The following is a 15071-nucleotide window of genomic DNA, read 5'->3' as shown; positions in this document are numbered from 1 at the left end:
CGTGGCCCGCGCGCCCGCCCCGAGTGGTGCACCAGCGTACAAGGTCACATTGTTCTCTCCCCGGCTTCCGGTGCGCCGGTAGAGCGCACGAGCAGGGTGAAGGACCCGGTGCCGCAGGGGACTTGGGAGACCTCCCGGCGTCTGAGGGGTTGTCAGTACCATTTCACATTACTACGTTACGCATCACATGGCGCAGGCCCGCTCTCCTCAAGTGCCTCTGCACATCTGGCAGTTGATGCAGGGAAGTCCCGGAAGGGTCTTCGCGCCACCCGCACGCACTGCTTGCCCCACCTCCCACACACCAGGAGCCTGTCGTGCACCAACCCCGAACCCTGCGCAGATCCGTGGTCGCCGCGGCGATATCCGTGACGCTGTGCGCCACTGCCGCGCCGATCGCCGGCGCGGACGCCCCCACTCCCGACCGGCGGCCTGCCGCCACCTCGCCCGCCGCGCCGGGAGCCGAGGCGCCGAGCCCGTTCGACCGGGTCGACCGCCGGGCCAACGAGCCGAAGTCCGCCACCTGGAAGCTTCCGGCGCCGGGCGAGCTCGCCGACGGCCGCGTGCCCGGCCCCCGCACGAAGAAGGCGAAGGGCACGGCCACCGTGCCCCGCGCCACCGTCGGCAAGATGTCGGTCCCGTGCACCCTCGACGGCGTCACCGGCCTCTCGCCCGCGCAGTTCGTCGACTTCCTCGCCGACCCGGCCGTGACCGCCGACGGCTGTCTGCGCGGACTCATCTGGACCTGGGACCAGCGCCTCGCCCCGGTCATGTCGCGCGCACACATCCAGGCCGTCTCCCAGCGCGCCACCCGGCTCTCCGCATCTCACGACGGCACCAACGGCAGCCACCTCCTTGAGATGTTCACGTACCTGCACGCCGTCTCCTACCAGGCTTTCTCGCACGAAGAGGTCGACATCGGTGACCCGTCGACCCTGGCCGCCATACGCGGGGCCGTGGACGCCTTCGGGGCGGCCGCCCGCGCCTTCGACGTCACGCGCTCCAACGCCGAGACCCTCCGTGAGGCGCTGACGGCGGCCAGCGCGACAGGGCTGCGCCAGCATCAACTCCCGCTCGTCAAGCGGGTCCTGGCGACGATGGACGCCGCCCACCCCGACACCGCCCAGGACGCCTCCTGGGCCGGCGCCGCCCTCTCCGCGCTCAGCCTGAACTACCTCGGCGTCTACCCCGGCAACCAGGACACCGCCTTCCGCACCGCGGTGACCGCCGACGCCTCCTACCGCGCCGCCTTCAAGGCCTTCGGCGGGTACGTCCACCTCAAGGGCAAGCCCAACGCCTGGGTGGTGCGCGACGCGGTGAGCGAGTACGGCCGGTTCGGCCAGATCGACGCCCTGCGCACCGAGACCCTCGCCGGGCTCGGCCCGCTCCTCGACACCGTCGCCCGCACCTTCGGTGACGGCAGCGCGCCGTGGGCGAAGGTCGTCACCTGGCTCATCGAGTTCGACGCCTGCAAGCCGTACAAGGTGTGCAGGGACGACATCGAGCGCCGCCTCTTCCCGCAGACCTACGCCTACGACGCGGGCGGGATGAAGGTCCGCACCGCCCTCGACCGCGACACCGTCGACCAGCTCTACTACGCGAGCAAGCAGGTCAAGGCCCAGTTCCACCGCGTCGTCGGCACCCAGGAGCCACTCGGCGGCGACCCCAACGCCACCCTGAACACCGTCCTGTACGCCTCGCGCGCCGACTACGAGAACTTCCACCCGCTCCTGACCGGCATGGGTACCGACAACGGCGGGGTCTACATCGAGAGGGGCGCGACCTTCTACACCTACCAGCGGCGCGTGCCCCAGGACTCCTCGCTGACCCTGGAGGAGCTGTTCCGGCACGAGTACACGCACTACCTCAACGGCCGCTGGGCGGTGCCGGGCTTCTTCGGTGAGGGGCCGTGGTACGAGGGTGACCGGACGACCGCGATGGACGAGGGCACCGCGGAGTTCTTCGACGGCGCCACGCGCGACGACGGCATCAAGGTCCGCAAGTCGCTGATCCAGGGCATCATCGACGACACCGCGAACGGCGCCCCGCGCATGAGCGTGGACCAGCTGCTGCACGCCACGTACGACGGGGACGGCTTCCGCTTCTACGACTACGCGGGCGCCTTCTTCGAGTTCCTGTGGACCGAACGCCCCGCGCTGATCAAGGAGATGTACCGCCACCTGCGCTCCGACGACCCGGGCGCCTTCGACGCCTGGCGCGACCGCCTCGGCCGTGACAGCGGGCTGCAGAGCGCCTACGACGCCTTCCTCGACAAGCAGATCGCGCACGTCGACGACCTGTTCGTCCCCGACACGAAGTACGTCCCCGTCGGGCAGCTGCGCGACAGCACGGCCGACCAGGTCCGCACCTCGTTCACCGCGACGACCGGCATCACGCCCGACTGCCGTTCCACCGGTGCCCCGGAGCGCCCGCGGTTCGTGTGCACCGGACGGATCACCGCGAACCTCGGCGACTCGGCCGATCCGGACCTCGTCTTCAAGGACATGTCCGAGACCGTGGACACCTTCATCCTCGACCGGGCGGCGGGCGGCGACAACAACCTCACGGACATGAACTGCGCCTTCGGCGAGGTGGACATCTGGACCGACGGACGCGCCGGAACATCGGACTACTCCTGCGAGGGTCCCCTGCGCGGCTGACGCTGCCCACGTTCCCGCGACACCGGTGATTTCGCCGATGTCGACACCCTGTCAGTACCGCCACGGTGGGGACCGCCAACGAACACGGCGGTCTCCACCGGGGCGTATCTCCCTCCTCCCGCGTGGTCCGCCACGATCGAGAGGACCCCTCCGTGCGCCTGCACGTCTTCTCCCGCCCTGTGGTGCGGGCCGCTCTGGCCGCCGCTGTCGCCACCGCAGGACTGCTCGGCACCGGCCTCGCGCCCGGCGCCCAGGCCGCCGCCGACAATCCGTACGAACGCGGCCCCGAACCGACCGTCTCCAGCATCGAGGCCTCGCGCGGCTCCTACGCCGTCTCGCAGACCAACGTCTCGTCGCTGAGCGTGTCCGGCTTCGGCGGCGGCACCGTCTACTACCCGACGTCCACCGCCGACGGCACCTTCGGCGCGGTCGTCATCTCCCCGGGCTTCACCGCCTACCAGTCGAGCATCGCCTGGCTGGGCCCGCGGCTCGCCTCCCAGGGCTTCGTGGTCTTCACCATCGACACCCTCACCACGCTCGACCAGCCCGCCAGCCGGGGACGCCAACTCCTCTCCGCCCTCGATTACTTGACCAAGACGAGCTCGGTGCGGGGTCGGATCGACGCCTCCCGGCTCGGCGTGATGGGGCACTCGATGGGCGGCGGAGGAACCCTGGAGGCCGCCAAGAGCCGCACATCGCTGAAGGCGGCGATCCCGCTGACCGGCTGGAACACCGACACGACCTGGCCCGAGCTGCGGACGCCGACGCTCGTCGTCGGCGCCGACGGTGACACCGTAGCCCCCGTCGCGAGCCACTCCGAGCCGTTCTACCGGTCATTGCCCAGCTCCCTGGACAAGGCGTACCTGGAGCTCAACGGCGCCACCCACTTCACGCCGAACTCGTCCAACACGACGATCGCGAAGTACAGCATTTCCTGGCTGAAGCGGTTCATCGACAACGACACCCGCTTCGAGCAGTTCCTCTGCCCGCTGCCGCAGCCGAGCCTGACGATCGAGGAGTACCGGGGCAACTGCCCTCACACCTCCTGATCCTGATGACCCGTCATGGGGGCCCGTCGTCCGTCGCCGGTCAGCCGGCGGCGGACGACGCGTGTCGTCCCAAGGCCCCGGGACTGTGCCCGCGCACACCCGGACGCGGCGACCGTTGGGGGCGTGCCCAGCCGTGCGGACGCGGGGCTTCCGGGCCGTGTTACGCGAACGTAACGTGCGGGCGTGACCCCTTCGACGACCGTTCCCGGCACGCTCAGGCCCCCCGAGCTCCACGGCCGCCGCGAGGAAATCGCCGCCGTGGAATCCCTGGTGGGGCGATTACGGACCGGGCGGGGCGGCGTGCTCGTCCTGACCGCGCCGCCCGGCCTCGGCCGCACCGCGCTCGTGGAGCACGCGCGGGACATCTGCGCCCCGGCCGTCCCGTCGGTTCAGCTGACCGTGTCGGCGTCGCTGCCGCGGCAGGGCCCGCTGCTCGTCTGTGTCGACGACGCGCACACCTGGCCGTCCGCGGCCCGGTCCGCCCTCCTGGCGGAACTGCGCCTCCTGCCCGCCGAGAGCCCCGTGGCCGTCCTGCTCACCCTCGCCGAACAGCGTGCGGGATCAAGCGAGTTGGGGGGACTGGACACATTGCGCCTGGGGCCGGTCGACGACAGTGCGGCGGCCGCCCTGCTCGACCGGCTCACCCAGGGCTCCGCGGACCCGGTCGTCGCCGCCTGGCTGATCCGCGAGGCCGTGGGCAACCCGCGCCTGCTCCGCGCGCTCGTCGCGGCCCTCACCCCCGGCCAACTGGCCGGACGTACCCCGCTGCCCGACTCCCTGCCCGGCGGGGAAGACCTCCTCGACGACTACGCCGCCCGCATCGACGAACTGCCCGCCGATGCCCGCGCCCTGCTGCTGCTCGCCGCCGCGGCCGGGGAGCACGAGCCCGACGGCGCCGGCGCGGACCTCGCCCTGCTGGTGCGGGCCGGCGCCGACCTCTCGGGACTCGCACCCGCCGAAGCGGCCGGCGCGGTCGTCGGAGCGGGCGGGCGCATCCACTTCACCCACGCGCTCCTGCGCCGAGCCGTGCTGCGCCGAGCCCCGCTCGCCCGCCGCAGAGCCGCTCACGCCCGCCTCGCCGCGGCCTGCCGTGACCCCCTCTCCAGCCTGGTCCAACTGGCCTGCGCGGCAGGGGATCACGACGCCCGGCTCGCCGGAGCCCTCGCCGAGGCGGCTACCGGACCCCGCCCGCACGCCGAGCGTTCCGCGGCCCTGGCCCGCTCCGCCGCGCTCACCGCCGACACGACCCTGCGCACCGACCGGCTCGCCGCCGCGGCGGAAGCGTCCCGGCTCGCAGGCGACCCCGTCCGGGCCCGCGCCCTGCTGGCCCGCACCGCAGGAACCCCCGCCCACGGCGGCGTCCACCGGGTGCGCGGACTGCTGTCCCTCACCGACGGCCCCGCCGCCGACGCCAGGGAGGACCTGTTGACCGCCGCCCTGCTGCTCCCGCCGGAACCGGCCCGACACGCGCTGATCGGCGCTGCGGAGGCGGCCTGGGCGATGGGCGACGCGGCGGCCTACCGGGAGGCGATGACGCGCGTCCCCGTCTGCGCGGACGACCCGCCCCTGGAGGCATACCGCGCCGGGATGTGCGCGGTCCTCACGGGCCGCACCGCCGAGGGTCACGCCCTGCTGCGCCGTTGCCTGGACGACGTACCAGGGGCGAGCGACCCCGCAGGACTGCTGCGGGCCGGAGCCGCCGCCCTGGTCGTCGGCGAGGTCGAGACCGCCTGCGGGGCGGGTGCCCGAGCGCTCGCGGCCGTACGCGCCTATGGCCCCGAGGTCCTGCTGCCGCGTGCCCTGGAGCACCTGGCCTACGGAGAGCTGCGCGCGGGCCGCCACACCAGGGCGCGGGCGCACGCCCTCGAAGGACTCAGGGCCGCGCACCGCATCGGGCAGCCCAACGTCGCGGTCTCGCTGCACGCCGTCCTCGCCCTCGCGGCATCCGTGGAGGGCGACGCGGACGCCTGCGCGGCTCATGCGTCAGCCGCGGCGGCGGGCGCGGGACCGCACGGTCTGACCCAGGCCGCCACGCTCGCCGTCTGGGCGGTCGCCCGAGCGGACCTCGCCGCGGGGCGCCCCGGGGACGCGGCGGCGCGGCTCGCCCCCCTGGTCGCTCCGGGACCGCGGCGCGGGCACTTCGCCGTACGGATGCTGGCCGTCCCCTGCTTCGTGGAAGCGGCTGTCCAGGCGGGGCGCACGGCGGAGGCCCGCAGCGCCACGGCGGAGTTCGCCCACTGGGCCGGGGCCACGGCCGACGGTCTTGCCCCGGCCCAACTGGCGCGCTGCCGAGCCCTGTTGGCCCCACCTCAGCAGACCGCCGCAGCGTACGAGAGCGCGCTGGCGCACCACGACCGCTCGCCGGGCGAGTTCGAACGGGCCCGTACGCAGCTCCTGTTCGGCCAGTGGCTGCGCCGCAGGCGCCGTACCCGCGAGGCGCGCGATCCGCTGCGGGACGCCCTCGTCGGCTTCGAGCGGTGCGGTGCGCGCGCCTGGGCGGACCGCTGTCGCGGTGAACTGCGTGCCGCGGGTGAGGCGGTGGCGGGGGAGCGGGGGCCGGGGCCGCTCGCGGAACTGACCCCGCAGCAGCAGCGCATCGCCCGGCACGTGGCGGAGGGGGCCACCAACCGGGAGGTGGCGGTGCGCCTTTCGGTGAGCCACCGCACGGTCGACCACCACCTGCGCAATGTCTTCGCCGCGCTGGGCATACGCTCCCGCGTCGAGCTCTCACGGTTGCTCGCGGGCGACGGCGGGTTGCCGGACCGTGATGAGGAGATTGCCGCACACCTCTAGGTACCGACTGGGCGGTATGCCATTCTTCGGGCGTCAGGAAGATCCGGCAGTGCGCACACTCCCGTGGAGGCCCCATGCCACACGTCCTGCGGTCACGGGTCGGGCCCCTGCACGAAGTGCCCGCCATCACGCCGCTCGCACCCGGAGCGCGCTCCCTCCTCGACGCCGATGCCGTCGCCGTGCTGCACCGGGCCGCCCGCGCCCTGCTGAGGGACCTGGCCGCGATGACCGACCGGCTCGTCGCCGAGCTGGGCGAGCAGGAGCCCGTCTACCGTGCGGACATCGAGACCCGCCCCACCGAGGTGTGGCAGGAGGTGCACCGTTCGCTGCGGCACAGCGTCACCTCGCTCCTCCAGCCGGGGGAGACCAGGGAGGCGGCCCACCGCACGTCCATGCAGATCGCCGGGGTGCGCGCCGAACGGGGCCTGCCGCTCGACGCGCTGCTGCACGCCTTCCGGCTCGGCGGGGCGATGGTGTGGCAGGGCCTGGTCGACGAGGTGTCGCGCGGCAACCCCGACGACATGCGGCTGCTCATCCATGTCGCCACGGACGTATGGAACTTCGTCGACGAGCACTGCGGTGTCGTCGCCGACGCCTACCGCCGCACCGAGCGCCGTATGGCCTGGCAGCACGAGAACCGGCTGCGGCTGCTCACCGCGGGCCTCCTCGACGGAAGCGCCCGCCTCACCGACCTGCCCACCGCCGCCGATGTCCTGGGGCTGCCCGAGGACGGGTGGTACGCCGTGATCGCCCTGGCGGGCGATGACACCCCCCTCACCCTGCCGACCGCGACACGGACACTGCGCCACTGCGCTCCCGGAGTCCAGTACGCCCTGGTCCTGCTCGGCGACGCCGAAGGCGACCCGGCGGCCGAGGTGTCCGCGCTCGGCGCCTCTCTCTCCCTGCCGCCCGGAGCCCGCGCGGGGATCGGCTCACCCGTGGAGGGCCTTGCCGCCGTCCCCTACGCCCGCCGCCTCGCCGACACGGCACTGCGCGCCTGCCCCCGCAGCGGCGGCACCGTGCTCCTGGACGAACGTCTGCCCGACGCCCTGGTCGTCTCGTCGCCCGAGCTGGCCGAGGCGCTCGCCGAGCGGGTCCTTGGCCCGCTGCGCTCCCTCGACCCCGCCGACCGGGACCTCCTGCTCGACACGCTCGTCGTCTGGCTGGAGAGCGACGGCTCCGCGCAGCGCGCCGGCGCCCGCCTCTACTGCCATCGCAACACGGTCCTCAACCGGCTGCGACGCGTCGAGCAGCTGACAGGGCGCAGCCTCACCCGGGTCGGCGACCTCGTGGAGATCTCGCTCGCCCTGGGGGCCCGCAGGCTGCTCGGCGGTTGACCGTGGAACGCCGGTGGGGCGGCAAGGGAATCCCTTGCCGCCCCACCGCGGGGTCGTACCGCCGTATCAGGCCACCGGCACCGGGTAGGTCGGGTACTCCACCCCGGAGACGTGCTGGACGACGCGGATCACCTGGCACGAGTAGCCGAACTCGTTGTCGTACCAGAGGTAGAGGATCGCGTTGTCGCCGTCGACCTTGGTCGCGCCCGCGTCGACGATCGACGCGTGACGCGAGCCGACGAAGTCCATGGAGACGGCGTCGGGGGCGGTCGTGAAGTCGATCTGTCGCTTCAGCGGCGAGTGCAGCGAGATGTCGCGGAGGTGGTCGAGAACCTCCTCGCGGGTGGTCTCGCGGCCCAGGCGCAGGCTCAGGATGGCGATCGAGACGTCCGGGACGGGGACGCGGATCGAGCTGCCGGTGATCGGCGCCTTCAGGTCGGGCAGCGCCTTGGCGACGGCCGAGGCCGCGCCGGTCTCGGTGATCACCATGTTGAGCGGCGCGGAGCGGCCACGGCGGTCGGCCTTGTGGAAGTTGTCCAGGAGGTTCTGGTCGTTCGTGAACGAGTGGACCGTCTCCACGTGGCCGCGCAGCACGCCGTACTCGTCGTCCATCGCCTTCAGGGGCGGGACGATCGCGTTCGTGGTGCAGGAGGCGCAGGACAGGATCTGCTCGTCCGGCTTGATCGTGTCGTGGTTGACGCCGTGCACGATGTTCGGGACGTCGCCCTTGCCCGGAGCGGTCAGGACGACCTTGTCGACACCGGGGCGCAGGTGCTTGGAGAGCCCCTCGCGGTCGCGCCACTTGCCGGTGTTGTCGATGAGGATGGCGTCCTTGATGCCGTACGCCGTGTAGTCGACCTCGGAGGGGTCGTTGGCGTAGATCACCTTGATCGCGTTGCCGTTGGCGATGATCGTGCTGGTCGCCTCGTCGACGGTGATCGTGCCCTGGAACTGGCCGTGGATGGAGTCACGGCGCAGCAGCGATGCGCGCTTGACGATGTCCTGCTCGCCGCCCTGGCGGACGACGACGGCGCGCAGGCGCAGTCCGTTGCCCGAACCGGCCTTCTCGATGAGCAGGCGGGCGACGAGGCGGCCGATGCGGCCGAAGCCGTAGAGGACGACGTCGCGTCCCTCGCGGCTCTCGATCTTGTTCTCGCCCGTGGCGCCGGCGACGGCCTCGGCGGTGAACTCCGCGACCGACAGACCGCGGTCGTCGGTCCTGTACGTCTCGGCGAGCAGGCCGACGTCGATCTGCGAAGGGCCGAGATCGAGCGTGGTGAGGGCCTGCAGGATCGGCAGCGTGTCGGTGACGGAGAGTTCCTCACCGGCTATCTGCCGGGCGAATCGGTGGGTCTTGAGGAGGCTGACCACCGACTTGTTCACCAAGGAGCGGCTGTGGAGCAGGACGGTGACGTCCCGCTCCCGGTGCAGCTTCCCGATGATCGGGATCATCGACTCCGCGATCTCCTCGCGGTTCTTCCAGTTGGTGAACGAGTCGTCATTGACAGTCACAGGCTTATCTTTCGAGCTAGGCGGCGCTCATATGCTAACCCGGTGCCACTTTTGATCTTGCAATGGGTGCCGCCTGGCCTCGCTCCGGAGAGGATTCATCGCTCCAGAGGGGATTTCAGAGGGGGACGGCGACGGCGTTGAAGGTCGTGCCGGGCTCCTGTGGGCTGGTGAAGCGGGCGTTCACGAGGTAGAGGCGATCGCGCCAGCGGGCCGCTGTGGTGGGGATGTCGAAGCGGGGGTCGGTGATCGTGCGGCGCAGGGTGGCGGTGCCGGCCCCGGCGTCGAGGTCGAACACGCTGATCAGGTTCAGGCGGTTCTGTACGACGTAGAGGGTGCGGCCGATGCGCAGGAGGCCGTCGCCGTTGACCACGCCGTCCGCTCCGACCAGGGTGATCTCTGTGGCGTGCCCGGTCTTGAGGTGCACGCGGTAGAGCTTGCCGGGGCCGCTGCTGACGACGATCAGCCCCCGGCCGTCGGGGGTGCCGACGATGCCGTTGGCGTTGATCACGTCCGGTGTCTGCACCCAGTCGCCGCCGAGCGGCAGCGCGCGCACCCTGCCCTTGCGGCCGCGCGGCACTCCGTGGAGCACGCCGTCGCGCGAGTCGGTGAACCAGGCGCGGTCGCCGAGCAGGGTGACGTCGTTGATGAAGTGGCCTGCCGCCTCGGTCAGTTGATACGTGGCCACCAGCTTGCCGCTGCGGGTGTCCAGGACCCGCGCGACTCCGGTGTTCCCCGCGATGTAGAGCAGGCCGTCGTCGTCCAGTTTCAGGCCGACCGCCACCGTGCCCGCGGCGCCCTCGAAGAAGACCTCGCCCCGGCCGGTGCGCAGGTCGGTGCGGTGGACGGCGCCGTTGGCGCGCGAGCCCATGTACGCGTACGGCTTGCTGCCGATGGCGATTCCCTCGGGGAGGAAGCCGTCGGGGAGCGGGAACTCGGTCGGCCATCTCGCGCCCTGCGCGGCGGTGGCGGCGCCTGCCGTTCCGGTGCCGGTCGCCACCGCGAGGGCCGCGACGGTGGCGCCGCCGAGGACGGTGCGACGGGACGGATGGGGGTGATTTCGGTTACTGGGGGTCATCGTTCCGGGCCTCCGTGAAGAGCGGGGATGGGAGTCTGCGAACTCGGCGACGCAACAACTCGACACAACTCGACAACGCGACGGACTCGGTGCACCGAGCGAGCTTTGCTCCAACTCGGGCGCGGGCTCGGTGAGTTGACAACGCGGCGTCGCCTGCGGGAGTTCCCTCGCGCCCCGCTCGTATCTCCATACGCCCCGAAGGGCGGTGGCCCCTTGCCGGGCCGCGCGCCCGCACGGCGCAAGTCAAACCCTGTCTACGGGACCCCATAAGCTGGCCTTATGGGGTCATAGATCCGGCCCGCGTACTAACTTAGGATTGCCTTAGTTTAGGCTTCCCCACGAGCCCCATGTCTTCGCTCGAAGGGAAACCTGATCATGTCTCGCCCTCTGCGGGTAGCCGTTGTCGGAGCCGGTCCGGCCGGCATCTACGCCGCCGACGCGCTGCTGAAATCCGCAGTGGCGGTCGAGCCCGGTGTGTCGATCGACCTCTTCGAGCGGATGCCCGCGCCCTTCGGCCTCATCCGCTACGGCGTCGCCCCCGACCACCCCCGGATCAAGGGCATCGTCACGGCCCTGCATCAGGTCCTCGACAAGCCTCAGATCCGCTTCTTCGGCAATGTCGACTACCCGAACGACATCGACCTGGACGACCTGCGCAGCTTCTACGACGCGGTGATCTTCTCCACCGGCGCCACGGCCGACCGGGCCCTCGACATCCCCGGCATCGAGCTCGACGGCTCGTTCGGCGCCGCGGACTTCGTCTCCTGGTACGACGGGCACCCGGACGTGCCGCGCACCTGGCCGCTCGACGCGGAGAAGGTCGCGGTCCTCGGCGTCGGCAACGTGGCGCTCGACGTGGCGCGCATCCTGGCCAAGACCGCGGAAGAGCTCCTGTCGACCGAGATCCCGCCGAACGTCCACGAGGGCCTCAAGGTCAACAAGGCGCGCGAGGTCCACGTCTTCGGCCGCCGCGGCCCCGCGCAGGCCAAGTTCAGCCCCATGGAGCTGCGGGAGCTCGACCACTCCCCGAACATCGAGGTCATCGTCGACCCCGAGGACATCGACTACGACGACGGCTCGATCGCGACCCGGCGCGGCAACAAGCAGGCCGACATGGTCGCCAAGACCCTCGAGAACTGGGCGATCCGCGACGCGGGCGACCGCCCGCACAAGCTGTTCCTGCACTTCTTCGAGTCGCCGACCGAGATCCTCGGCGAGGACGGCCAGGTCGTCGGCCTGCGCACCGAGCGCACCGCCCTCGACGGCACCGGCAACGTCAAGGGAACCGGCGAGTTCAAGGACTGGGACCTCGGCGCCGTCTACCGCGCCGTGGGCTACCTCTCCGACGAGCTGCCCAAGCTGCCCTGGGACGTCGCGTCGGGCACGGTGCCGGACAAGGGCGGCCGGGTCATCGAGGAGACCGGCGAGCACCTGCAGTCGACGTACGTCACCGGCTGGATCCGCCGCGGCCCGGTCGGCCTGATCGGGCACACCAAGGGCGACGCGAACGAGACGGTGGCCAGCCTCCTGGACGACCACGCGAACGCCCGCCTGCACACGCCGACCGCCCCCGACCCCTCGGCGGTGGAAGCCTTCCTCGGTGAGCGGAACATCCGCTTCACCACGTGGGAGGGCTGGTACCGCCTCGACGCCGCGGAGAAGGCCCTCGGCGAGGCGGAGGACCGTGAGCGCGTGAAGATCGTCGAGCGCGAGGCCATGCTCAAGGCGAGCGGCGCCTAGGCGGGCCGGGCTCTCCCGCGCCTGACCGGTACGGCACCCGGTCAGGCGTTGAAGGCCAGGAGCTTGGCGATGCCGTTGCGCTGGATCTCGGATGTTCCGGTCAGGACGCGGAACATCCGGATCTTGCGGAACAGGAACTCGATCTCGTTGCCCTGGGTGAGACCTTCCTTGCCGTGGATCTGGACGGCCTCGTCGAGGATCCGGAAGGCGGACTCGGCGACGAAGAGCTTGCACATGAAGGCCTCGGCGTGTGCGTCGTCACCCCGGTCCAGTGCCGCCAGCGCCGCGTACGTCATGGAGCGGGCCGCGTAGAACTCCGTGGCCATGTCGGCGACCTTGTGCTGGATGGCCTGCAGCGTGAGGAGGGGCATGCCTCCCGCGACTTTGCGGTGCCGCGTGCGGTCCAGGGTCAGGCCGATGGCGCGGCGCGTGGCGCCGATGACGGTGGGGCAGTGCAGCAGCCGGTTGGTGGTGACGCGGCCGAGCGCGATCCGCATGCCCCTGCCCTCCTCGCCCAGGAGGTTGGCGGCGGGGACGTGACAGTCGTCCAGGACGATGTCGCTCTCGATGTGCTCGCCCGACATCGGGGTCGCGCCGTCCTCGACGCGGCACCCGGGGCTGTCCAGGTCGACGAGGAAGGCGGAGAACCGCGGCTTGTCGCCCTCCTGTTCACCGGTGCCTGCCATGCGGGCCACCACGATGGCGAAGTCGGCGAAGGGCCCGGCGGACGAGAAGACCTTGTGGCCGGTCAGGCGGTAGCCGTCGCCGTCGCGGACGGCGGTGGTGCGCATGGAGCGCACGTCGGAGCCGGCGTCGGTCTCCGTGAGGGAGAAGCAGCAGGCGCGCTCGCCGCGGACCAGGGGCATGAGGTACTTGGCGAGCTGGTGGTCGGTGGCGTGCTTGAGGATGTCGCCGGCACGCAGTGGGCCGCCCATGTCGCCCAGGACGCTGTGGGCGAGGACGCGGCCACTGGCCCCGATCTCCTCCTTGAGCGCGGCGAGCTGCGTGTACGTCAGGTTCCGGCCGCCGTACTCCTCGGGCAGATGGATGCCGTAGAAGCCGAGTTCGCGGCTGCGGCGCCAGATGGGTTCGAGGTCGGCACGGGTGAGGCGGCTCTCGTGGGTGAGGCCGCGATCGCGTTCGTGGTCGGCCAGTTCGCCGTCCAGGTAGTGGCGCAGCCGGTCGACGAGGTCGGCCAGCTGCGGGTCGTCGTAGGTGGGGCGCAGTGTGAAGGTCATGTCGGGTCGTTCCTCATTCCTGGACGGCGGATGCGGGGGAGGGTGCGGGCGGATCAGTTCACGCGTCGCACGGCATCGGCCCAGAACGGTTCGCGCACGGCCTTGCGGTCGAGCTTTCCGTTGCGGTTGTGGGGAAGCTCGGTGACGAAGTCGACGGAGCGGGGCTTCTTGAGGCGGTCGAGGCGCTCGGCGCAGAAGGCGATGAGCTGGTCCGCGGTGACGGCGGCGCCGGACTCCGCCACGACGACGGCCTTGACGGCCTCGCCCCACGTCTCGTCCGGCACGCCGACCACGCAGGCTTCGCGCACGGCAGGGTGTTCGTAGAGGGCGGACTCGACCTCGGTGCAGTAGATGTTGAACCCGCCGGAAATGATCATGTCCTTCTTGCGGTCGACGAGGAAGAGGTAGCCGTCCTCGCGCATCCACGCCAGGTCGCCGGTGTGCACCCAGCCGTCGCGGAAGGTCTCGGCGGACAGCTGCGGCTCCTGCCAGTACTCCCGTACGCAGTCGGGCCCGCGCACGATGACCTCGCCGACCTCGCGCGGCGCGCGCTCACGGCCGCTCTCGTCGACGACGCGGATCTCGGTGTCGTACGAGGCGCGACCGCAGGACTGCAGGAGTTCGGGGTCATCCTTGACCGCGTGGGCGATCTCCTCGCTGGTCAGTCCGGCGACCACACTGGTCGTCTCGCCCAGGCCGTACCCCTGGGCGACGACAGGACCGAAGAACTCCACGGCGTCGCGCAGCCGCTGGGGTGAGATGGGGGCGCCGCCGATCCGCACGCTGGTCAGCGACGACACGTCCCGTGCGGCGGCGCCGGGGTGGCCGAGCACCATGTTCAGCATGGCGGGCACGAGGAACGTCGCGGTGATGCGCTCCTTCTCCACTGTCTCCACGAAGGCCTCGGGGCTCCAGGCGGGCAGGACGTGCGTCGTCGAGCCGCCGAACACCCCGGCGAGCAGACCCATGCCGGTGGCGTGGGTGATGGGGCCGCAGGCGAGGTAGCGGGTGCCGGGCCGGGGCCGGGACTCGTCGCTCATCAGCAGCTTGCGCATGTTCGCGAGCCGGTTGCCGACCGTCTGTACCGCGGCCTTCAGTGCGCCGGTGGAGCCGGAGGTGAAGTTCAGGACGCAGGGAGCGTGTTCGTCGACCTCGACGGCGACCTGCGCCTCGCTGCCTTCGGCGAGCAGCGTCTCGTAGGCAACGGCCCGCGTGTCGGCCTCGGGGGTGCCTTCGATGGGGCCGTCGAGCGGCACCGGTAGACAGTCGGTGCCGGCCGCGGCGATCGCGGCGAGCGCGTCCTCGCGATGCGCCGCGTCGAAGACGAGGGCACGTACGGGGGCGTAGCGCAGGATGTGGGCGATCTCCCCGCGGCCCAGGCGGGCGTTGACCGGGGCGCGCATCAACCCCGCCTTGTAGAGGGCGAATTCGACCTCCACCAGCTCGCCCCGGTTCCAGGCGAGCGAGGCCACGGCGTCGCCGGGACGCAGCCCGCGGGCGAGCAGTGCGGAGGCCAGCCGGTTGGTGGTGGCGTCAAGCCGGTCGAAGGTCCACGAGCGGTTGCCGCAGACGAGGGCCGTCGCCTGCGGCCAGTAGCGGGCGCTGCGGGTGAGATAGGTGCCGAGGTTCATCACGGTTCTCCGGAACAGGGCAGAGCAGGGGAGTGGCAG

Annotated in this window: 9 protein-coding genes; 5 read left to right on the top strand and 4 right to left on the bottom strand. The window is 71.6% G+C overall.

Features of this window, described 5'->3' with window-relative positions; all coding sequences use genetic code 11:
• The first annotated feature begins 314 nt into the window (after window positions 1-314).
• The 4 genes from AC07AG_RS27375 (at window position 315) to AC07AG_RS27360 (ending at window position 7836) form a co-directional block, all read left to right on the top strand.
• Window positions 315-2657: a collagenase gene (locus tag AC07AG_RS27375; protein ID WP_478758525.1), complete on the top strand. Its 2343-nt coding sequence runs from the start codon at window positions 315-317 to the stop codon at window positions 2655-2657.
• 152 nt (window positions 2658-2809) lie between these two features.
• Complete coding sequence (gene bdeA, locus AC07AG_RS27370; protein ID WP_478758523.1) at window positions 2810-3706, top strand: bis(hydroxyethyl) terephthalate hydrolase; 897 nt, start codon at window positions 2810-2812, stop codon at window positions 3704-3706.
• A 183-nt stretch (window positions 3707-3889) separates the two neighbouring features.
• The gene (locus AC07AG_RS27365) at window positions 3890-6499 is read left to right on the top strand and encodes a helix-turn-helix transcriptional regulator (protein ID WP_478758521.1); all 2610 of its coding nucleotides are present in this window, start codon (window positions 3890-3892) and stop codon (window positions 6497-6499) included.
• 74 nt (window positions 6500-6573) lie between these two features.
• Window positions 6574-7836: a PucR family transcriptional regulator gene (locus tag AC07AG_RS27360; RefSeq protein WP_478758519.1), complete on the top strand. Its 1263-nt coding sequence runs from the start codon at window positions 6574-6576 to the stop codon at window positions 7834-7836.
• Window positions 7837-7902: 66 nt separating this feature from the next.
• On the opposite strand, the gene AC07AG_RS27355 is transcribed toward AC07AG_RS27360, so the two are convergent.
• Together AC07AG_RS27355 and AC07AG_RS27350 are read right to left on the bottom strand one after the other, a co-directional pair.
• Window positions 7903-9348, bottom strand: a complete 1446-nt coding sequence (locus AC07AG_RS27355; RefSeq protein WP_361042635.1) for a glyceraldehyde-3-phosphate dehydrogenase — start codon at window positions 9346-9348, stop codon at window positions 7903-7905.
• 115 nt (window positions 9349-9463) lie between these two features.
• On the bottom strand, window positions 9464-10423 hold the full coding sequence (locus AC07AG_RS27350) for an SMP-30/gluconolactonase/LRE family protein (RefSeq protein ID WP_478758516.1): 960 nt from the start codon (window positions 10421-10423) through the stop codon (window positions 9464-9466).
• A 375-nt stretch (window positions 10424-10798) separates the two neighbouring features.
• Between AC07AG_RS27350 and AC07AG_RS27345 the strand changes: the two genes are divergently transcribed.
• Window positions 10799-12163, top strand: coding sequence for an FAD-dependent oxidoreductase (locus AC07AG_RS27345; RefSeq protein ID WP_478758514.1), 1365 nt, complete (start codon window positions 10799-10801; stop codon window positions 12161-12163).
• A gap of 41 nt (window positions 12164-12204) precedes the next feature.
• Here the strand turns inward: AC07AG_RS27345 and AC07AG_RS27340 are convergent, their stop codons facing one another.
• Window positions 12205-13401, bottom strand: coding sequence for an acyl-CoA dehydrogenase family protein (locus AC07AG_RS27340; RefSeq protein ID WP_478758512.1), 1197 nt, complete (start codon window positions 13399-13401; stop codon window positions 12205-12207).
• Between the two features lie 53 nt (window positions 13402-13454).
• Window positions 13455-15032, bottom strand: coding sequence for an AMP-binding protein (locus AC07AG_RS27335; RefSeq protein WP_478758510.1), 1578 nt, complete (start codon window positions 15030-15032; stop codon window positions 13455-13457).
• Window positions 15033-15071: the final 39 nt, after the last annotated feature.

Source organism: Streptomyces sp. NPDC044044 (assembly GCF_056434405.1).
Note: the sequence above shows the minus strand (reverse complement) of the source record. Positions and strands in the feature narration are given on the sequence as shown.

What these genes read in the sequence shown, in the direction of transcription:
- AC07AG_RS27360 (WP_478758519.1), top strand. Translation starts at nt 6,574, where the DNA reads ATGCCACACGTCCTGCGGTCACGGGTCGGGCCCCTGCACGAAGTGCCC.
- AC07AG_RS27350 (WP_478758516.1), bottom strand. Translation starts at nt 10,423, where the DNA reads ATGACCCCCAGTAACCGAAATCACCCCCATCCGTCCCGTCGCACCGTC.
- AC07AG_RS27345 (WP_478758514.1), top strand. Translation starts at nt 10,799, where the DNA reads ATGTCTCGCCCTCTGCGGGTAGCCGTTGTCGGAGCCGGTCCGGCCGGC.
- AC07AG_RS27340 (WP_478758512.1), bottom strand. Translation starts at nt 13,401, where the DNA reads ATGACCTTCACACTGCGCCCCACCTACGACGACCCGCAGCTGGCCGAC.
- AC07AG_RS27335 (WP_478758510.1), bottom strand. Translation starts at nt 15,032, where the DNA reads ATGAACCTCGGCACCTATCTCACCCGCAGCGCCCGCTACTGGCCGCAG.